Source organism: Agromyces sp. H17E-10 (assembly GCF_022919715.1).
In the GTDB taxonomy this organism is placed as follows: Bacteria; Actinomycetota; Actinomycetes; order Actinomycetales; family Microbacteriaceae; genus Agromyces.
The window spans coordinates 848,883-866,827 of the sequence record NZ_CP095042.1 but is presented as its reverse complement, the minus strand read 5'-3'; the positions used below and the strand labels follow the sequence as shown (position 1 = coordinate 866,827).

The 17,945-nt window shown below is 71.5% G+C and carries 18 protein-coding genes; 5 read left to right on the top strand and 13 right to left on the bottom strand.

Annotated features, from left to right (window positions below; all coding sequences use genetic code 11):
- Position 1: 1 nt before the first annotated feature.
- Positions 2 to 1,480, bottom strand: a complete 1,479-nt coding sequence (locus tag MUN74_RS03865) for an MDR family MFS transporter (protein ID WP_370647344.1) — start codon at positions 1,478 to 1,480, stop codon at positions 2 to 4.
- Positions 1,481 to 1,554: 74 nt separating this feature from the next.
- Here MUN74_RS03865 and MUN74_RS03860 point away from each other — a divergent pair, with 74 nt between their 5' ends.
- Positions 1,555 to 2,703, top strand: coding sequence for an AI-2E family transporter (locus MUN74_RS03860; protein WP_244855096.1), 1,149 nt, complete (start codon positions 1,555 to 1,557; stop codon positions 2,701 to 2,703).
- 11 nt (positions 2,704 to 2,714) lie between these two features.
- Here the strand turns inward: MUN74_RS03860 and MUN74_RS03855 are convergent, their stop codons facing one another.
- Both MUN74_RS03855 and MUN74_RS03850 read right to left on the bottom strand, forming a co-directional pair.
- Positions 2,715 to 4,073 (bottom strand): GNAT family N-acetyltransferase, encoded by a 1,359-nt coding sequence (locus MUN74_RS03855; protein ID WP_244855095.1) that lies wholly within the window; start codon positions 4,071 to 4,073, stop codon positions 2,715 to 2,717.
- 143 nt (positions 4,074 to 4,216) lie between these two features.
- Positions 4,217 to 4,525: a hypothetical protein gene (locus tag MUN74_RS03850; RefSeq protein ID WP_244855094.1), complete on the bottom strand. Its 309-nt coding sequence runs from the start codon at positions 4,523 to 4,525 to the stop codon at positions 4,217 to 4,219.
- A 219-nt stretch (positions 4,526 to 4,744) separates the two neighbouring features.
- On the opposite strand from MUN74_RS03850, the gene MUN74_RS03845 reads away from it, so the two are divergent.
- Both MUN74_RS03845 and MUN74_RS03840 read left to right on the top strand, forming a co-directional pair.
- The gene (locus MUN74_RS03845) at positions 4,745 to 6,031 is read left to right on the top strand and encodes a multidrug effflux MFS transporter (protein ID WP_244855093.1); all 1,287 of its coding nucleotides are present in this window, start codon (positions 4,745 to 4,747) and stop codon (positions 6,029 to 6,031) included.
- Positions 6,032 to 6,056: 25 nt separating this feature from the next.
- Positions 6,057 to 6,755, top strand: coding sequence for a phosphatase PAP2 family protein (locus tag MUN74_RS03840; RefSeq protein ID WP_244855092.1), 699 nt, complete (start codon positions 6,057 to 6,059; stop codon positions 6,753 to 6,755).
- Positions 6,756 to 6,856: 101 nt separating this feature from the next.
- Here the strand turns inward: MUN74_RS03840 and MUN74_RS03835 are convergent, their stop codons facing one another.
- The 5 genes from MUN74_RS03835 to MUN74_RS03815 form a co-directional block, all read right to left on the bottom strand.
- Positions 6,857 to 7,405 carry a MogA/MoaB family molybdenum cofactor biosynthesis protein gene (locus MUN74_RS03835; RefSeq protein WP_244855091.1) on the bottom strand — a complete coding sequence of 183 codons (549 nt, stop codon included), beginning with the start codon at positions 7,403 to 7,405 and terminating at the stop codon, positions 6,857 to 6,859.
- Positions 7,402 to 7,884, bottom strand: a complete 483-nt coding sequence (gene moaC, locus MUN74_RS03830; protein ID WP_244855090.1) for a cyclic pyranopterin monophosphate synthase MoaC — start codon at positions 7,882 to 7,884, stop codon at positions 7,402 to 7,404. The genes MUN74_RS03835 and moaC overlap by 4 nt, the downstream gene beginning before the upstream one ends.
- Positions 7,877 to 9,208 carry a molybdopterin molybdotransferase MoeA gene (locus MUN74_RS03825; RefSeq protein WP_244855089.1) on the bottom strand — a complete coding sequence of 444 codons (1,332 nt, stop codon included), beginning with the start codon at positions 9,206 to 9,208 and terminating at the stop codon, positions 7,877 to 7,879. Before MUN74_RS03825 ends, moaC begins: the two co-directional genes overlap by 8 nt.
- A 95-nt stretch (positions 9,209 to 9,303) precedes the next feature.
- A complete protein-coding gene (locus tag MUN74_RS03820) occupies positions 9,304 to 9,987 on the bottom strand; it encodes a DNA alkylation repair protein (protein WP_244855088.1) in 684 nt (227 codons plus the stop codon).
- 2 nt (positions 9,988 to 9,989) lie between these two features.
- Positions 9,990 to 10,238 carry a MoaD/ThiS family protein gene (locus tag MUN74_RS03815; protein WP_244855087.1) on the bottom strand — a complete coding sequence of 83 codons (249 nt, stop codon included), beginning with the start codon at positions 10,236 to 10,238 and terminating at the stop codon, positions 9,990 to 9,992.
- A 1,348-nt stretch (positions 10,239 to 11,586) separates the two neighbouring features.
- Between MUN74_RS03815 and MUN74_RS03810 the strand changes: the two genes are divergently transcribed.
- Entirely contained in the window at positions 11,587 to 12,816 is a 1,230-nt protein-coding gene (locus tag MUN74_RS03810) for a ThiF family adenylyltransferase (protein ID WP_244855086.1), read from the top strand.
- A gap of 28 nt (positions 12,817 to 12,844) precedes the next feature.
- A complete protein-coding gene (locus MUN74_RS03805) occupies positions 12,845 to 13,258 on the top strand; it encodes a molybdenum cofactor biosynthesis protein MoaE (protein WP_244855085.1) in 414 nt (137 codons plus the stop codon).
- Between the two features lie 6 nt (positions 13,259 to 13,264).
- On the opposite strand, the gene moaA is transcribed toward MUN74_RS03805, so the two are convergent.
- The 5 genes from moaA to MUN74_RS03780 form a co-directional block, all read right to left on the bottom strand.
- Complete coding sequence (gene moaA, locus MUN74_RS03800; RefSeq protein ID WP_305038263.1) at positions 13,265 to 14,365, bottom strand: GTP 3',8-cyclase MoaA; 1,101 nt, start codon at positions 14,363 to 14,365, stop codon at positions 13,265 to 13,267.
- A 62-nt stretch (positions 14,366 to 14,427) separates the two neighbouring features.
- Complete coding sequence (locus MUN74_RS03795) at positions 14,428 to 15,690, bottom strand: sulfate/molybdate ABC transporter ATP-binding protein (RefSeq protein ID WP_244855084.1); 1,263 nt, start codon at positions 15,688 to 15,690, stop codon at positions 14,428 to 14,430.
- Positions 15,691 to 15,692: 2 nt separating this feature from the next.
- Complete coding sequence (locus MUN74_RS03790) at positions 15,693 to 16,520, bottom strand: ABC transporter permease (protein ID WP_370647374.1); 828 nt, start codon at positions 16,518 to 16,520, stop codon at positions 15,693 to 15,695.
- 23 nt (positions 16,521 to 16,543) lie between these two features.
- Complete coding sequence (modA, locus tag MUN74_RS03785) at positions 16,544 to 17,374, bottom strand: molybdate ABC transporter substrate-binding protein (RefSeq protein ID WP_244855083.1); 831 nt, start codon at positions 17,372 to 17,374, stop codon at positions 16,544 to 16,546.
- Positions 17,371 to 17,778 (bottom strand): TOBE domain-containing protein, encoded by a 408-nt coding sequence (locus tag MUN74_RS03780; protein ID WP_244855082.1) that lies wholly within the window; start codon positions 17,776 to 17,778, stop codon positions 17,371 to 17,373. Before MUN74_RS03780 ends, modA begins: the two co-directional genes overlap by 4 nt.
- Positions 17,779 to 17,945: the final 167 nt, after the last annotated feature.

The window sequence follows — 17,945 nt, the reverse complement described above, 5'->3', positions numbered from 1 at the left end:
GTCAGCCCGCGGCGGACGCCTCGGCCGGCCGGTGCTCGATCTCGTCGACGCGGGCGCGCGGCATCGCGACCGCCGCGATGATCGTGAGCACGGCCGCGATTGCGACCGCGAAGAACACCGCGGCCGACGCGGCCTGGATGGCCACGGGCGACTCGTCGCCGAGCCCCGAGCGCGCGATCACGCCGTTCGCGACCGCGCCGAAGATCGCGACGCCGACCGCGCTGCCGACCGAGCGCAGGAACATGTTCGCGCCCGTCACGACGCCGCGCTCCTCCCACGGCACCGACGACTGGGCCGCGATGAGCGTCGGCGACGCGATGAGCCCGAGTCCGAGGCCCACGATGAAGCAGGCGATCGCCGTGGTCACGACGTTCGGGGTGAACGAGACCGCGAAGAGCGCGATGCTGCCGAGCACCGCGATCGTGATGCCGATGAGCGCGGTGTTCTTGAACCCGATGCGCAGGTACAGGCGGCCCGAGTTCGACGCCGAGATCGGCCAGCCGAGGGTGAGCGCTGCGACCGCGAGTCCCGAGACCAGGGGCGATGCGTCCGCGGTCTTCTCGAGGAAGGTCGGCACGTACGACGTGAGCCCGATGAGCACGGCGCCGACGCCGAGCGAGATGAGCGACGTCGTCACGATGAGCCGTCGCGAGAAGACCCACAGCGGCAGCACGGGCTCGGCCGCACGCAGCTCGATGAACACGAACGCGACGAGCAGCAGCCCGCCCACGCCGAAGGCGATGAGGCTCTGCCACGAGTACCAAGCCCACGCCTGGCCGCCCTCGAGCACGCCGAGGATGACGAGCGTGAGCCCGATCGTGAGCGCGATCGAGCCGGTGATGTCGATGCGGTGCTGTTTGCGCTCGAACGACTCGTGGTATGCCCGCCAGAGCATCACGCCCGCGATGATGCAGAGGGGGATGTTGATGAAGAAGATCCAGCGCCACGTCAGGAACTCGGCGAACACGCCGCCGAGGGTCGGGCCGAGCACCGACGCCGCCGCCCAGACGCTCGCGATGTACCCCTGCACCTTCGCGCGCTCGCGCACCGTGTAGATGTCGCCGGTGATGGTGATCGACACGGGCATCACGGCACCGGCGCCGAGGCCCTGCACCGCGCGGAACACGATGAGCGAGGTCATGTCCCACGCGAACCCGCAGAGCACCGACCCGACGAGGAACAGCGCGATGCCGACGAGCATGATGGGCTTGCGGCCGACGGTGTCGGCGAGCTTCGCGTACACGGGCACCGACACCGCCTGCGCGAGCAGGTAGATCGAGAACAGCCAGGGGAACTGCGCGAACCCGCCGATGTCCCGCACGATCGACGGCACGGCCGTCGCGAGGATCGTCGAGTCGATCGCGATGAGCCCCGTCGCGAGCATGACCGCGATGAGCACGGGCCCGCGCTCCGACCGGAATCCAACACCTGCTGCGTCGCCCACGCCACTCCTCTCGCGGACGGCGCGCGCACGCGGCATCCATAAGGGTGCAATCACGGCACCGGGCCGTTTCATTCCCCGCGGATGCCGCGTGCCGGCCGTACGGTCGGAACATGAAGCCTTTCGGTCTGCCTGCGAAGCGTCGCCCCGCCGAGTCCGCCGCACCGGCGAACCCGGCGACGACGCCGTCGATGACCGTGGAGCCCGCCCCATTGCCCGAGTTCCGCATCCGCGCCTTCCGCGTCGGGTTCACGGCGACCCTGGGCGTGCTGCTCGCGCTCCTGCTCGGCGGCATCGTCGGACAGCTGTCGACGGTCATCCTCTATGTGGCGCTCGCGCTCTTCCTGGCGCTCGGCCTCGACCCGGCGGTGAGCTGGATGCAGCGCAAGGGGCTGCCGCGATGGGCGGCGATCCTCATCGTCATCGCCGTCGTGATCGGGGTGTTCGTCGCCCTGATCGCGGCGATCGTGCCGATCGTGATCAACGAGGGCACGAAGATCGTGAACGACTGGGATCGCATCGCGTTCAACCTGCAGCACAACGACTTCGTCACGTGGATCAACGACATCACGGGCGGCGACGCCGTCGACCAGACGATCAAGGCGATCGGCGACTGGGTCAGCAATCCCGCGAACATCGGCTCGCTCGGCGGCGGCATCCTCGCCGTCGGCGCGGGCATCGCCGGCGGCTTCACGGGCGCGATCATCGTGCTCATCCTCACCCTGTACTTCCTCGCGTCGCTGCGGGGGATGCGCCGGGCGTCGGCCCGCTTCGTGCCGGCGAGCTCGCGCCGCGGCTACCTCGACGTGGCCGGCGACATCACCGACGCGGTCGGCCGGTACGTGATGGGCCAGGTCACGCTCGGTGCGGTCAACGGCGTGCTGAGCCTCTTCTACCTGTCGATCATCGGTGCGCCCGCGCCGATCCTGCTCGCGTTCATCGCGTTCCTGTGCTCGCTCGTGCCGCTCGTCGGCACGCTGACGGGCGCGATCATCATCTCGCTCGTGTGCCTCACCGCGTCGCCCGTCACCGCGCTCGCCGCGGCGATCTACTACCTGATCTACATGCAGGTCGAGGCCTACGTCATCAGCCCGCGCATCATGAACCGGGCCGTGGCGGTGCCCGGCGCGCTCGTCGTCATCGCGGCGGTCGCGGGCGGCACGCTCGGCGGGGTGCTCGGCGCCCTCGTCGCGATCCCGGTCGCGGCGTCGCTCATCATCATCCTCGAGAAGGTCGTGTTCCCGAAGCTCGACGCCCGCTGAGGCCGGCGGGCTCAGAACCAGATGCTGAGGTGCGGGGTGCGCGGCGACGCGAAGAGCCGGTCGGCGAGCGCGAGCGAGCCCGGCGTCGTCTCGACGATGCGCCCGGCGCGGGCGAGCAGCGACGGCGTCACGTCGCCGAGGTAGATCGCGCCGAGCTCGGCGACCCCGAGCCGCAGTCCCAGCCCCTGCGAGGGGCGCGAGCGCCGCGCAGCTCGAGCCGAGGCATCCGTGCCACCGGGTTCGGCCCGCCGCACCTCGGCATGGCCCTTGGCTGAGAACTCGATCGCGAACCGGCCCGCCGCATAGCCCTGCGGGTCGTCGATGTCGAGCACGAGCGAGCCGCTGCCCGAGTACCGTCGCGCCTCGAGCGCGGCGACCGGATCGAGGATGCGCAACCACAGGTGGTCGGACACCTCGCCGATGCCGATCGCGCGGCGGTCGGCGACGAGCCACGGCAGGGGCTCCTCGATGGAGCGCAGCCGACCGCGGATCTTCGCGACCAGGTCGTGCTCGATGAGGAAGCGCCAGAGCGCCCGCTCGGCCTCGTCGGTCGCGGCGGCGAGGAAGTCGAACTCGAGGGCCATCTCGTGCGTGCCGGGCTCGGGCCGCAGGCGGAAGACGACGAAGCCCTGCGGCTGGTCGTGCCGGTCGTCGTAGCGGGCGACGCGGATCGCGCGCGACCGCTCGCTGTCGGGGTCGTGTGTGCCGAGCATGCGATCGAGCAGGCCGGGCCAGCGGTCGATCTCGCCAGGGGTCCTCGCGACCGCGCGGCGTGCGATCGCCGCTGCGGCCGGGCGCATGACCTGCGGGGAGACGAACTGCACCCGTCCGGGCTCGGCGGGCGCGGTCCACTCGACCCGACGGCGGTCGACCTCGACCGTCGCGATCCGCGCGGCGGGTGCGTACCCGTAGCGTCCGTACAGCGTGGCCTCCGAGGCGGTGAGCATCGCGAGCGCGGCCCCAGCGGCCTGTGCGCTGCGGAGCTCGGCCTCCATCATCGCGCGGGCGATGCCGCGCCGGCGATGGGTCGGCGCGACCGTCACCGAGGCGACGGCCCAGGCGTCGACGCTGCGGCCGCCCGGCACGCTGAGGCCGCTCGGCCAGCAGGCGGCGGTCGCGACCGGGACGTCGGGCGCGTCGAGCGTCGGGTCGTAGACGCCGACGACGCGGCGGTCGGCGATCACCGACAGTTCACGGGCGAGTTCGGGCGCGTGCGCGCGGCCCTCGTGGAAGCCGCGCCGGTCGGCGTCGACCCACGCCTCGAGCGCGGATCGATCAGCGGGATCGAGGACGCGGTACTCGAGGCCCCGCGCAGCGAGCGCGGCCTCGGCCTTCTGGTCGAGCGGGATGTCTCGCAGATCGAACGGCATCGATCCAGACTACCGACGCGGCGTCGCGAATCGGCTGGGGATCCGCTTCGGACGGCGTCGTGGAGGCGGTCAGCGCGGTCGTCGGCAGACGACGGTCGTCGGCGGGCGGCGAAGTCCGACGACGACGCCCGACGACGCCCGCGTCAGTCGTCGCCGGTGCGGCGGGGTCGGCGCGGGTCGTTCGACGCGAACCGGCCGTGGCGCTCGGCGGCGTCGTGCAGCTCGGGATCTTCGTCGGTCGAGGTGTACGAGCCGACCTCGTCATCGACGACGCCCTCGCCGCTCGTGTACGCGCCGGCGACCGTGCGCAGGTGCGGGGCCGAGCCGTCGACGTCGGTGTACTCGCCCTCGGTGGGGTCGGCGTCGGCTGCGGCCTGGTCGGCAGCCTCGGCGTGCCGGGATGCTTCGTCGCCGCGCTCGCGGGTCGGGTCTTCGCGTTCGGATCCGGACATCTTCGCTCCCTCGCTCGAATGCATCGGGGCGCCGTCGGTTCGGCGACGTCGTCGGTTCGAAGTCTACTCGCGAAGCCTGCACGGAGTGCTCGAGTGCGGCGCTGCGTCGAGTAGAATCGAGCCTTCTCGAATGCTTCGAATCGATTCGAGTCCGGCGTCCGACGGCGTGCGCCGCAGCATCCCCGCCGCCTTTCCGCCTCCCAGCACGCCAGGAACGCCATGTCCGCCACGAGTCCCATCCCCATCGTCCGCCCCGACGACACCCGGTCGACGCCGGTCGTGTCGGTGCATCCCGGCGACCGCCTGTCGAGCCGTCAGCGGCTCGTCTACGTGCTCGTGCTCGGGGCGCTCACGGCGCTCGGCCCGTTCACGGTCGACCTCTACCTGCCCGCGTTCCCCGTGCTGCAGGACGAGTTCGGCGTCTCGGCGGCAGCGGTGCAGATCACGCTCACCGGCACGATGATCGGGTTCGGTTTCGGACAGCTCATCGTCGGCCCCTGGAGCGACAAGGTCGGCCGGCGACTGCCGCTCATGCTCTCGACCGCGCTGCACATCGCCGCGTCGATCGGTGCGGCGCTGTCGCCCGACATCGCGTGGCTCGCCGCGTTCCGGCTGCTGCAGGGCTTCGGCGCGGCAGCGGGCGGTGTCGTCGCGATGGCGATGGTGCGCGACCTGTTCGGCGGCAAGCCGCTCGTGAAGATGCTCTCGCGGCTCGCCCTCGTGAACGGGCTCGCACCGGTGCTCGCACCGGTGATCGGGTCGCAGCTGCTGCAGGTCATGGACTGGCGCGGCGTGTTCTGGGTGCTCGCCGGCTACGGCGTCGTCGTCGTGTTGTGCGTCGCGTTCCTCATCGTCGAGACGCTGCCGCCGTCGCGGCGCCACGTCTCGGGTCACACGACGATGCGCGACCGGTACGCGTCGCTGTTCCGCGACCGGGTCTACCTCGGTGCCGCGCTGGTCGGCGGCATGGTGTTCACCGGCCTGTTCGGTTACCTGTCGACGTCGTCGTTCCTCTTCCAGGAGGTCTACGAGTTCACCGCCCAGCAGTACGGACTGCTCTTCGGCGTCAACTCGATCGGCATCATCATCGGCGTGCAGACGAGCTCGCGGCTCATGCGCGGGCGGGTCGCCCCGCAGTGGATCCTCGCGGTCACGACCCTCGTGCTGTTCGGCTCGGCGATCGCGATCGGCGTGCTCGACGTGACCGGGGCCGGCCTCTGGGGCACGATCGTGCCGCTGTTCCTGTTCATCACGGCGTGCGGGTTCTCGTTCCCCGCGGTGCAGATCCTCGCGCTCGCGTCGCACGGCAGCGAGGCGGGCACCGCGGCGTCGCTGCTCGGTGCGCTCAACTTCGGGCTCGCCGGGCTCATCTCGCCGGTGATCGGCGTCATGGGCGTGGGCAGCGCCCTGCCGATGGCGATCGTCATGACGGGCGCCGCGGCCGTCGCCATCATCGGGCTGTGGGCGCTCGTGCGCCCGAAGACGGTGCCGCCGCTCACCGACTGAGCGTGCGACCGCCTACGGTTGACGCATGGTTGCAGGAGAGACCGGGCGGGATGCCGCGGTGCGACGTGTACGTCGGCGGGCGCCGCTCATCGGGGGCATCGCCGCGATCGTGACGGCGACGCTCCTCGGCTTCGTCATCATGGTGCGCAACGGCGGTGTGCCATTCCCGGTGGACGAGGAGTGGGTCGAGGAGATGGTGTCGCTCCGCGGGCCCGTCGGCGACGCGTTCGGCTACTTCATGAACGCGCTCGGCGGCGGGATCATCGGCGTCTTCGTCGTGCCGGTCGCGACCGCGATCCTGCTGCTCATCCTGCGGCGACCCTGGGCCGCGTTCTACTTCATCGTCGCCTCGGCCGCCAGCGCAGCCGTCGTGCAGGTGCTGAAGTCGTTCTTCGATCGGGCAAGACCCGAGGACATGATCGTCGTCTCCGACCACGGTTCATTCCCGTCGGGGCATGTGGCGAACGCGGCGACCATCGCGGTCGCGCTCGGCGTGATCGTGCCGCGGGTCTGGGTGTGGGTGCTCGGCGCCGTCTACACGGTGCTCATGGCGGTCAGCCGCACGTACCTCGGGGCGCACTGGCTGAGCGACACGGTCGGCGGAGCGCTCGTCGGCGCCGGGGTCGCGCTCGTGCTGTGGGCGGTGTTCGCCGCGCCCCTCGAGCGCGAGCGACTGGCGTGGATCGATCGCAGGACCAAGCGCGACACCTCGGTGGTCGAGTAGCGACGCAGGAGCGTATCGAGACCCGTTGCGTGAGTCTCGATACGCGTGCTCCTTCGTCGCGCGCTACTCGACCACCGGAGGGAGTGCTCGGTCGTCGCGCGCTACTCGACCACCGGAGGGGACGCGTGGTCGCCGCCCGCGAGTTGGTCGAGCACGTGATCGAGCACTTCGCCGAGCAGGGCGAGGCCGTCGCGCACGCCGCCGCGCGAGCCCGGCAGGTTGACGACGAAGGTCGAGCCGGCGACGCCCGCGACCCCGCGGGTGAGCAGCGCGGTCGGCGTGGTCGCCGAGCCGCGTCGGCGCAGCTCCTCCATGAAGCCGGGAAGCTCCCGGTCGAGCACGGCGGCCGTCGCCTCGGGGGTGAGGTCGCTGGGGGCGAGTCCGGTGCCGCCCGTCGTCACGACGACGGCCGGGGCCGCGTCGATCGCGCGCCCGAGGGCCACGGCGAACTCCGCGCCGTCGGCGACGACGACCGGGCCGCGCACCTCGAAGCCGCGCTCGGCCAACCAAGCCGCGATGACGGGACCGGTGGCGTCTTCGTAGACGCCGGCCGCGGCGCGCGTCGAGGCGACGAGCACGGTCGCAGCACGGGGCATCCCCTCGTCTGCCGTCGCGGCCATGCCGCCGGCCGCACCGCCGTGCCCGGTCATTCGCGGCTCCAGTCGCCGCTCTTGCCGCCCTCCTTCGCGAGCACCATGATGTCGGTGATCACCGCGCGGTTGTCGACGGCCTTGATCATGTCGTAGAGCGTGAGGGCGGCGACGCTCGCGGCGGTCAGCGCCTCCATCTCGACGCCGGTCACGCCCTTCGTGGTCGCGGTCGCGACGACGCGCACGCGCGAACCGTCGGCGGTGATGTCGACATCGAGCTTCGTGAGCGGCAGGGGGTGGCAGAGCGGGATGAGTGCCGACGTCTGCTTCGCGGCCATGATGCCGGCGATGCGTGCGGTGCCGATCGCCTCGCCCTTGGGCAGGGTGCCGTCGGCGATCATCGAGACCACCTCGGGCCGCGTCGTGAGCACGGCCTGCGCGCTCGCGGTGCGCTTCGTGATCGCCTTGTCGGTGACGTCGACCATGTGCGCCGACCCGTCGTCGCGCAGGTGGGTGAGGCGGGGCGGGGTGTCAGTCATCGATCCTCCAGACGTCGACGAGGGAACCGGCCGGCAGCGCATCGACGCCGATCGGCAGGTGCACGAGCACCGTGGCGTTCGCGTAGGCGTGCAGCAGGTGCGAGCTCGGGGCGCCGACCTCGACGGCGCCATCGCCGTCGACGATGCCGCGGCGCACCTGGTGGCGCCGGCCCGGCGACGTCACGTCGTGCGCGAGACGCAGGCGGGCGCGGTGCCGGTCGGGCGTGAGCCCTTCGAGCCGGCGCAGCACGGGGCGCAGGAACAGCTCGAACGACACGAGCGCCGAGACCGGATTGCCGGGGAACGAGACGACCGGCACGCTGACGGCGCCTTCGGTGCGGGATGCCTCGACCGCGGCATCCTCGTCGGCAGGCAGCATCGCCGTGCCGAGTCCCTGCGGACCGCCGGGCTGGATCGCGACCTTCGTGAACTCGACGCCGAGCGGCTCGAGGGCGTCGCGCACGACCTCGAAGGCGCCCGCGCTCACCCCGCCCGTCGTGACGACGAGGTCGACCGGCGAGCCGGCGACGGGGCGGATGCCGCGCGCGATCGCCGCTCGCACCGCATCGGGTTCGTCGGGTGCGACGGCGACGACGACCTCGGCGCCGCACTCGCGCAGCGCGGCGCTGAGCATCGCGGTGTTGGCGTCGTGGATCTGCCCCGGCCGCAGCGCCGACCCGGGCGGTCGAAGCTCGTGCCCGGTCGAGAGCAGCAGCACCCGCAGGCGGCGGCGCACCGTGACCTGCGTGAGGCCCGCAGCGGCGACCACCCCGAGTTGCGCCGGCCCGAGCCGGGAGCCCGCGGCGAGCAGAAGCTCGCCGCCGGCGACGTCGCTGCCCGCCCTGCGAACGAACTGGCCGTGCGCGACGGGTGCGGTGAACGCGACGACCGACCCGGCGGGGGAGTCGTGCCGGCCGCCGCCGAGTCCGATGAACGCGGGCGGGTCCGCCACCTCGATCTGCACGACCGCGTCGGCGCCGCGGGGGATCGGCGCGCCGGTCATGATGGGCGACGCGGTGCCGGGTGCGAGGTCGAAGACCGGGTCGCCCGCTGCGCTCGTCGGACCGACGGGCAGGCGAACCGGTGCGGCCGGGCTCGCGTCGGCGAGGTCGACCGCGCGCACCGCGTAGCCGTCCATCTGCGAGTTGTCGAAGCCGGGCAGATCGGTGGGGGAGAGGAGGCCGGACGCCAGTACGCGCCCGAGCGCATCGTCGACCGCGACGACCTCGGCTCCCTCGTCGCTCGCACCTGCTGAGGAGAGCCGAGACCCGAGCGGATCGAGCAGCTCATGCACGGCACGCTGGTGTTCGGCGTAGGTGCGCATGCGGCCTCCTGCTGTACGTCGTCGGCGGTGCTTCGTCGCCCAGTGGGCAGTGTAGTCGCGGGGTCCGCTCCCCGAACCTCCCGAAGTGTTGAGCTCTACGCGGTCGCGCCCTGCCGGCTCACCATCTCGCCGATCCAGATCGGGGCGAACGGCGACGTGCAGTTCGGCGGCGTCGGGTAGTCCTTCAGCACCTCGAGCCGCTCGCCGATCGCGATCGCCCGAGCCCGCTCGGCCGGGTGGTTGATGCCGATCATCGCCAGGCAGGTGTTCATCTCCCACTGCAGCGGTTCGGCGGCGCCCTGCATCTCGCGTTCGATCTCGTCGAGCAGGGCGTCGAGGTCGACGAGCTCGGGCTGCTTCGCGACGACGTCGGCCGTCAGCGCCCAGCCGGCCGCGGCGACGTGCGGATCGGTGTCGTCGAGCCAGGCGAGCCGCAGCGTCTCGCGGTGCGGGCTCTTCTTCACGACGTAATTCACGAGCCAGTCGCGCACCTTCGGCGCCCGGGCCTCGCGCAGCATCGCATCGAGCTCGGCGGCGTCGAATGACTTGGGTTTCGCGATGAGGATCGCGACGAGGCGGGCTGCGGTGTCGTCGGTCGCCCACAGCTCGAGCGCGAGCTCGTGCTGCGTCTTGAGGTCCTTCGCGACGCCGCGCAGCTTCGTGAGGTTGACGCCGTGGTCGTCGCCGTGGCGCTCGTTCACGGCACGCATCTTCGGGTCTTCGAGTTCGGCGAGCCGCGCCAGCACGTCGGCGGCGGTCATCGAGGTGGTGCCGGCCATGCTCACCCGCCGGCGAACGGGGGAAGGATGTCGACGGTCGCCCCGACCGGATGCGCGGGGTCGCGGTGAACGGTGCCGTCGACGAGGAACGAGCCGCTGCGGAGCACGCGCTCCATCGCGACGCCGTAGCGTTCGACGAGCTCGTCGCGCAGGGCGCCGAGGGTCGAGTCAGCGGCGATGTCGAGGCGCTCCTCCTCGACGCCGGCCGCCTCGGCGGCCGCCGCGAAGTACCGGACGGTCACGGGAGGCATGCGACGATGCTACCCCGGCGCGGGATGCCCCGTCGGTCGAGTAGCGACGAAGGAGCGTATCGAGGCCACGGCCGAGTCGATCAAGCGTTTGGTTGAGGAGCGCCGACGGATTCGAGGCGAGAAACCAATCGTGCGCCGAGCTGAAGGGCGCCCCAAAAGACCCGCTCGAAACCACCGAGGTCCTCTTGGGCTGCTGATGATGTGGGCCGGAACCGACTTGGTGGCGGGCGGTGGCGCATTGTGCGCGACTGGCGTCGGTTGCACCGGTGGCGGATTCATGGTCGCCGGTGGGATTGCTCTCGCGTCCGCAGGTACGGCCGCAGCGACGAGCGGACTGACCGGTTTGATCGGATACGCGAGGGAGACAGCCGCGTCGAAGTCATGAACCGTGACGCCGCGGGTGGGTCACGAGAAACTGAGAAGTCGGGAATGCTTGGGGAGAGCGGGACGAAAAACGCCGGGCACAACCTTGACGAAAACCGGGCCTCGGCTATCGAAATGATGTCGAAAACCCGGCGCCAGGCGTGCGAGCCGGTCAGTTGCACTTTCAACAGGGACGTGAAAAGTACTTGTACGACTTTGAGACGGTTTCTTGGATTGGTATGCCGCGACCCCTCCAGAAGCGGATCTCAGGCCACCAGAATGTCACACGTGTCGTAGAACAAGGGGCAAAGATCCTGGGGGTCAACTAGTGAACTTGGAGAATGCGCGTGAGCTTGCGATGGCTCCAGAGATCTGGGAGATCACGTTGCGTGATGGCACCATACTGAAGGTCCTTTCACATGCCTATCGAGTCGAACACGACGAGGCAGTCTTCCTGCTCCTGTTCGAAGGTTCCCCGCCCTTCTACGTCGACTCCTTGCGGATACCGCTGTCCCTCTTGCCGGTCGACTTCTCATAGTGGCGAGTTTCGCAAGCATCCGGGAAGTCGCCAGCACGCTTGCCGGCAGAGGAATAGTCGCTGAGGAACATAAGGAGGGGTCTGCTGAAGGTTCGGTTGAGCTCTTGAGCTCGTGATCCGGCTCAGGTCCGGCGAGCCGCGCCGTCGACCGCTCGTCGAGCCCCGCGAGGGGAATCTCAGTCGCGCAGCCGAGAGCATCGACTCCGCCGAAGCGGAACTTATCGGCCGGGATGATCCTGCGGCGGTGGAACTGCATTCATTCATCGCAGCCTTCCGAAATCGCTACGGTGTCACGTCATCGGACTAACCACAAAGCCGATGCCAAGACGCGCGAGCTGGGTTGTAGCGCGAGCGATGCGATTTCGTGGCGCCCGTGCGGCATCCGATATTCGGAAACAGATGTCCACCAAGCGGAGGCGTCGTTCTGGCCGAGCTTACAATTGGCGCATGCCCTCGACGCCCGCAGCAGCCGCGACGACGCGCGTCACAGACGCGCGGCCGAACCCGCGCCCGCTCGTCGAGCCCGCCCCGCCGCTCGCTCCCGAGCGCATCGCCCGGTACAGCCGGCAGATCATGCTGCCGGGCTTCGGTGAGCTCGCCCAGCGACGCCTTGCCGCGGCGCGGGTGCTCGTGATCGGCGCCGGCGGCCTCGGCGCGACCGTCGTGCCGCTGCTCGCGGCCACGGGCGTCGGCACGATCGGCATCGCCGACGACGACGACGTCGAGCTCTCGAACCTGCACCGCCAGCTCGGTCACGGCGTCGCCGACCTCGGCCGGCCGAAGGTCGATTCGCTCGCCGACACGGTCGCGGCGACCGACCCCGAGATCCGCGTCGTGCGGCACCGCGAACGCCTGACCTCGGCGAACCTCGTCGACCTCCTGGCCGATTACGACCTGCTCGTCGACGGCAGCGACAACTTCCCGACCCGGTACCTCGCGAACGACGCCGCGATCATCGCGGGCGTGCCGCTCGTGTGGGGCTCGATCCTGCGGTTCCACGGGCAGGTGAGCATCGCGTGGCACCGCGAGGGCCCAACCTACCGCGACCTCTTCCCGGTGCCCCCGCCGCCCGACGAGGTGCTCTCGTGCGAGCTCGGCGGCGTGCTGCCCTCGCTCTGCGTGACGGTCGGCGCGCTCATGTCGGGCGAGGTCGTGAAGCTCGTCACGGGCGTCGGCACGCCGCTGCTCGGCCGGGTCACGACGATCGACGCGCTCACCGGCCGCACCCGCGAGCTTGCCTACGAGGCGATCGCAGATGCGCCCGAGATCACCTCGCTCGTCGACTACGAGCTGTTCTGCGGGCTCGAGCCGACGGTCGGCGCCGGCTCCGAGGCATCCGCTCGGTCGAATCAGGATGCCGCGGACCCTCGCATCTCGGCCGCCGAACTGCTGCGCCGCCTGCGCGAGGGCGCGCCGATGCGGCTCGTCGACGTGCGCGAGCCCGCCGAGGCCGAGCTGCGACGCATCGACGGGTCCGAGCTCGTGCCGCTCGGCGACCTGCTCACGGGCGCCGAGCCCGCCGCGGGTGACGGTGCGATCGTCGTCTACTGTGAACGGGACGTCCGCTCGCGTCGCGCGGCGCGGGCACTCGCCGACCGGGGCCACGTCGACGTGACGTACCTGGCCGGCGGCATCGACGGCTTCGCCGCCGTCGCCTCGGAGTTCGTGCGTCGATGACGGCGCCGACCAGTCGGAAGCGAGACGCATGAGCACCACCCTGGCCGCCATCACCGACCAGCCAATCGACGAGGGCGCCGTGCGCGCCGCCGTCGAGGCCGACGCGAGCGGCGCGATCGTGCTGTTCTGCGGCGTCGTGCGCGATCACGACGGCGGCCGCGGCGTGCACTCGCTCGACTACCGCGCGCACCCCGAGGCCGAGCGGTTCCTCGCCGAGTGCGTCGAACGCGTCGCGTCGGAGACCGGGCTCGCGATCGCCGCGGTGCACCGGGTCGGCGAGCTGAAGATCGGCGATGTCGCGCTCTACGCGGCCACGGCGGCCGCGCACCGTGCCGAGGCGTTCGACGCGTGCGAGCGACTCGTCGAGGAGATCAAGCGCACCGTGCCGATCTGGAAGCGGCAGCACTTCGCCGACGGCGTCTCGGAGTGGGTCGGGCTGTAGGCCGGCTCACCCGCCGATGTAGCTCATCTCGACCTTCTGGCGCGCGAGCCGCAGTTCGGGCGTGAGCGTCGAGCGGATCTCGCTGTACCGGTCATCGCGCGCGCCCCAGATGCCGGCCATCGCGAGAGAGAGCCCCTCGTCGTCGATGCCGCCGCGCAGGAGCGCCCGCAGGTCGTGCCCCTCGTCGGCGAACAGGCACGTGAAGAGCTTGCCCTCGGTCGAGATTCGCGCGCGGTTGCAGGTGCCGCAGAACGCGTTCGTCACGCTCGAGATGAGTCCGATCTCGCCGCCGCCGTCGGTGTACCGCCAGCGCGTCGCGGTCTCGCCGGGCGCGGTCGCCCCGAGCGGTTCGAGCGGCATCTCGGCGCCGATGCGCTCGACGATCTCGGCCGACGGCACGACCTCGTCGAGCGACCAGCCGTTCGACGTGCCGACGTCCATGTACTCGATGAACCTCAGGGTGTACGGAGTTCCCTTGAAATGCCTGGCCATCGGCAGGATCTCGTCGTCGTTGAGGCCGCGCTTGACGACCATGTTGAGCTTGATCGGGCCGAGCCCAGCCTCGTGCGCGGCGTCGATGCCGTCGAGCACGCGCGAGACCGGGAACCGCACGTCGTTCATCGCCTGGAACCGCGCGTCGTCGAGCGAGTCGAGCGACACCGTGACGCGGGTGAGCCCCGCCTGCTTGAGCGATGCGGCCTTGACCGCGAGGGCCGAGCCGTTGGTCGTGAGGGCGATCTCGAGCGGTCGCCCGTCGGGCGTGCGCAGTTCGGCGAGCTGCTCGATGAGCGACTCGACGCCGCGGCGCAGCAGAGGTTCGCCGCCCGTGAGGCGCAGCTTCTCGACGCCGTTCGCGGCGGCGACCCGCGCGATGCGCGTGATCTCCTCGAAGCTCAGCAATTCGTCGCGGTCGAGGAACGCGTAGTCGCGCCCGAAGACGGCCTTCGGCATGCAGTACACGCAGCGGAAGTTGCACCGGTCGGTGATCGAGATGCGGAGGTCGCGCATCGGCCGAGCGAGGCGGTCGGTGACGAGCCCGGTCGAGGGCAGCCGGCGCGCGCGAGGGCGCCCCGTCGCGTCATCGCGTGTCGGAACGGTCGTCGTCATCGGTCACCCCCTCGTGTCGGCCACTACGGTAACACCGCCGCTGCGCGGCTCCGCAAACGGAGTCAGGACTCCGCGCGCACCGAGACGTCACCCGCGGCGACGCTGAAGGCGAGTCGCGAACCGTTGCGGAGGTCGAGCGCGACCGCGCGTGACGACGGCACGTCGACGGCGAGCCCGGGGTGCTCGGCGATGCGGATGCGAACGCCGCCAGGGGCCGGCTCGACGAGCGAGACCGTGCCGGTCCAGCGGTTCGGTCGGTCCGGTCCTGCAGCGGGCATCGACGGCGATGCGGATGCCTCGGACCCGAGCCCGGCTCGGACCGCGGCATCCCGGTCGGTGCGCCCGGATGCCTCGGCGCCGAGTCCATCGCGGCCGGCGGCATCCCGCTCGGCTTGGTCGGAACCTGCGGGACCGACGTGCACGGCGCCAGGGCTGAACACCGCCGAGGCGGCCGATCCGATGTGCAGCACGCCGACTCCGCGCAGCTCGAGCCCGTCGGCGATGAGGCGGTCGCGTGCGGCGGCGACGCCCGTCACGAGGTTCACGCCGGCGAGGGCGGCGATGAACGGCGTGCGCGGGTGCCCCAGCACCTCGCCCGTCGGGCCCTCGTCGACGATCGCGCCGTCGTGCAGGATCGCCGCCCGCCGGGCGAGCACGATCGCGTCGAGCGGGTCGTGGGTGACGAGCACTGCCGGAACCTCGAGCCGAGCGAGCTCGTCGGCGACGAGCCGCCGCATGGATGCCGCGGCCTCGACGTCGAGCGCGGCGAACGGCTCGTCGAGCAGGAGCGCCTCGGGTTCGGCGGCGAGGGTTCGCGCGAGGGCGACGCGCTGCTGCTGCCCGCCGGAGAGCGCGGCCGGTCGACGGTCGCCGAGGCCCTCGAGTCCGACGCGGGCGAGCCAGTCGTCGGCGGCAGCGCGCGCCGTGCGGGCGGGCACGCCGCGGGCACGCGCGCCGAAGGCGATGTTCTCGCGGGCGGTCAGGTGGGGGAAGACGAGGCCGTGCTGTCCGAGCAGGCCCACCCGGCGATCGGCGGGCGGCAGCACGATGCGTCGCCCGTCGCCGAGGTCGGTGAGCACGCGCTCGCCGAGCAGGACCCGCCCGACGTTCGGCTCGAGGTGGCCCGCGATCGCGCCGAGCAGGGTCGACTTGCCCGAGCCGTTCGGCCCGAGCACGGCGAGCACGTCGCCCGGCTCGACGAGGAGTCGGGCCTCGAGCCGGAACGTGCCGGCGGCGACCTGCACGTCGACGTCGAGGGCCTGCGTCGGCGGCGTGGACACTGGGCCCGGCGGGATGAGGACGCGGGCGTTCGGGGGAGTGGGCACGCTCATCGCGGGGCGTCCGCCCGCCAGCCGCGCATGAGCAGCAGCACCCCGATCGCGACGAGGATGAGCATGAGTGAGAGGGCGATCGCCGTGTCCTCCTCGACGCCCGCGCCGTTGAAGGCCGTGTAGATCGCGAGCGGCATCGTGCGGGTCGTGCCCGCCGAGTTGCCGGCGAACAGGGCGGTTGCGCCGAACTCGCCGAGCGCGCGGGCGAAGCACAGCACGGTGCCGGCGACGAGGCCGGGCGCGACGAGCGGCAGCGTGATTCGCCGGAACACCGTCCACCTGCTCGCGCCGAGCCCGGCGGCGACGAGCTCGTACCGCGTGCCCGCGGTGCGGAGCGCGCCCTCGACCGAGATCACGAGGAACGGCAGCGCGACGAACGTCTGCGCGATGACGACGGCCGTGGTCGTGAACGGGACGCGGAGCCCGAACGCCGCGAGCGCGTCGCCGAAGAGGCCCTGCCGGCCGAGGAGTGCGAGCAGCGCGATGCCGCCGACGAGCGGCGGCAGCACGAGCGGCAGCGTCGTGAGCGTGCGCAGCACGGCGGCGAGGGCTGGGCCCGACCGGGCGATGACGAGGGCGAGGGGCACGCCGAGCACGATGCACACGGCGGTCGCGATCGAGGCCGTCGTCAGCGACAGGCCGAGGGCCTGCAGCGCCTCGGGCGAGGTGATCGCGGCGGGCACGCCGACCCAGTCGAGCCGGGCGAACAGTGCGGCGAACGGCAGCACGAGCACGGCGGCGCCGATCGCCGCGGGCACGTAGAGCCACAGCGGGAAGCGCGCCGCGACGCGGGTGGCGTCGCGGCGCGCGGGCGGCGCCGTCAGCGAGCGGGATGCCGCCGTCTGCGTCACGGCGCTCCGAAGCCGAACGAGGCGAGCACCTGCTGCCCCGCCTCCGACGCGACGAACTCCACGAACGCAGCGGCGGCGTCGGGGTTCGGCGCGTCGGTCAGGGCCGCGAGCGGGTAGACGTTGGTCGCGGCATCCGCGTCGTCGATCTCGACGCCCGCGACGGCGTCGCCGGCCGCCCGCACGTCGGTGACGTAGACGAGTCCGGCGTCGGCCTCGCCTGCCTTCACCTTGGTGAGCACCGCGGTGACGTTCTGCTCCTCGCTCGCGGGGGTGACCGTGATGCCCGCATCGGCGATGAGCGTCTGCGCCGCGTTGCCGCACGGCACCTCGGGCGCGCAGACGACGACCGTGATCGGGCCGCCGTCGGCGCCCGTCGCCGCGCCGTCGGCGAGGTCGTCGAGCCCCGCGATGCCGAGCGGGTTGTCCGGGGCGACCGCGATCTCGAGCACGTTGGTCGCGAAGTCGACTGGCTCGTCGGCGAGGCCTGCGTCGACCACCTTCGTCATGTTCTTCTCGTCGGCCGAGGCGAACACGTCGGCCGAGGCGCCCTCGATGAGCTGGGTCGCGAGCACCGACGATCCGTCGTACGTGATCGGCACGACGTCGAGCCCGGGGTGCGCGGCCTCGAACTCCGTCGCGAGCTCGTCGAAGGCGCCGCCGAGCGAGGCTGCCGCGAAGATCGTGAGTTCACCGCCGAGGTCGTCGGTCGCGGCGGTCGGTGCGGCGCTCGGCTCCGTGGTCGAGTCGCCGGCGCCCGAGGCGCACCCCGTGAGGGCGAGCGCGGCGAGGCCGATCACGACGGGCAGCAGGTGGCGGGGACGGGTCATTGCGAAGCATCCTTCTCGGTCTCGATGATGACCGTGGTCGCCTTGACCACGGCGACGCCGCGCGAGCCGACCTCGAGCCGCAGCTCGCGCGCCGCCTCGGCGGACATGAGCGAGACGACGCGGTGCGGCCCGCACTGCAGCTCGACCTGGGCCATGAGCCCGTCGATCTGCACGTCGGTCACCAAGCCGACGAAGCGGTTGCGTGCGCTGCGGCGCACGTGGCTGCGGTCGGCGACGGCGGCGGCGACCGCCTTCGCCCGCTCGGCGAGCTCGGCGCCGGGCACGACCTGGAGACCCGCACCGTCCTTCGTGGAGCTCAGTGCGCCGTCGTGCACCCACCGGCGCACGGTGTCGTCGCTCACGCCGAGCAACTCGGCGGCCTCACTGATCCGATAGTGCGTCATGAACCACACGATATCGCCGCATCTGCGGAGGCGCAATTCCGATATCCATAATGTGGAAGCGCGATTCCGAAAATCTCTAGACGCGGGCCCGACCGACTGCTAGCTTCGAACCCGGCCGCCGCAGGAACCCTGACGACCGTGCGGCCACCCATGAGTCGGATCAACGG

Coding starts and splice junctions, on each gene's coding strand:
- MUN74_RS03865 (WP_370647344.1), bottom strand. CDS start 1,480: ATGCCGCGTGCGCGCGCCGTCCGCGAGAGGAGTGGCGTGGGCGACGCA.
- MUN74_RS03860 (WP_244855096.1), top strand. CDS start 1,555: ATGAAGCCTTTCGGTCTGCCTGCGAAGCGTCGCCCCGCCGAGTCCGCC.
- MUN74_RS03855 (WP_244855095.1), bottom strand. CDS start 4,073: ATGCCGTTCGATCTGCGAGACATCCCGCTCGACCAGAAGGCCGAGGCC.
- MUN74_RS03850 (WP_244855094.1), bottom strand. CDS start 4,525: ATGTCCGGATCCGAACGCGAAGACCCGACCCGCGAGCGCGGCGACGAA.
- MUN74_RS03845 (WP_244855093.1), top strand. CDS start 4,745: ATGTCCGCCACGAGTCCCATCCCCATCGTCCGCCCCGACGACACCCGG.
- MUN74_RS03840 (WP_244855092.1), top strand. CDS start 6,057: ATGGTTGCAGGAGAGACCGGGCGGGATGCCGCGGTGCGACGTGTACGT.
- MUN74_RS03835 (WP_244855091.1), bottom strand. CDS start 7,405: ATGACCGGGCACGGCGGTGCGGCCGGCGGCATGGCCGCGACGGCAGAC.
- moaC (WP_244855090.1), bottom strand. CDS start 7,884: ATGACTGACACCCCGCCCCGCCTCACCCACCTGCGCGACGACGGGTCG.
- MUN74_RS03825 (WP_244855089.1), bottom strand. CDS start 9,208: ATGCGCACCTACGCCGAACACCAGCGTGCCGTGCATGAGCTGCTCGAT.
- MUN74_RS03820 (WP_244855088.1), bottom strand. CDS start 9,987: ATGGCCGGCACCACCTCGATGACCGCCGCCGACGTGCTGGCGCGGCTC.
- MUN74_RS03815 (WP_244855087.1), bottom strand. CDS start 10,238: ATGCCTCCCGTGACCGTCCGGTACTTCGCGGCGGCCGCCGAGGCGGCC.
- MUN74_RS03810 (WP_244855086.1), top strand. CDS start 11,587: ATGCCCTCGACGCCCGCAGCAGCCGCGACGACGCGCGTCACAGACGCG.
- MUN74_RS03805 (WP_244855085.1), top strand. CDS start 12,845: ATGAGCACCACCCTGGCCGCCATCACCGACCAGCCAATCGACGAGGGC.
- moaA (WP_305038263.1), bottom strand. CDS start 14,365: ATGACGACGACCGTTCCGACACGCGATGACGCGACGGGGCGCCCTCGC.
- modA (WP_244855083.1), bottom strand. CDS start 17,374: ATGACCCGTCCCCGCCACCTGCTGCCCGTCGTGATCGGCCTCGCCGCG.
- MUN74_RS03780 (WP_244855082.1), bottom strand. CDS start 17,778: ATGACGCACTATCGGATCAGTGAGGCCGCCGAGTTGCTCGGCGTGAGC.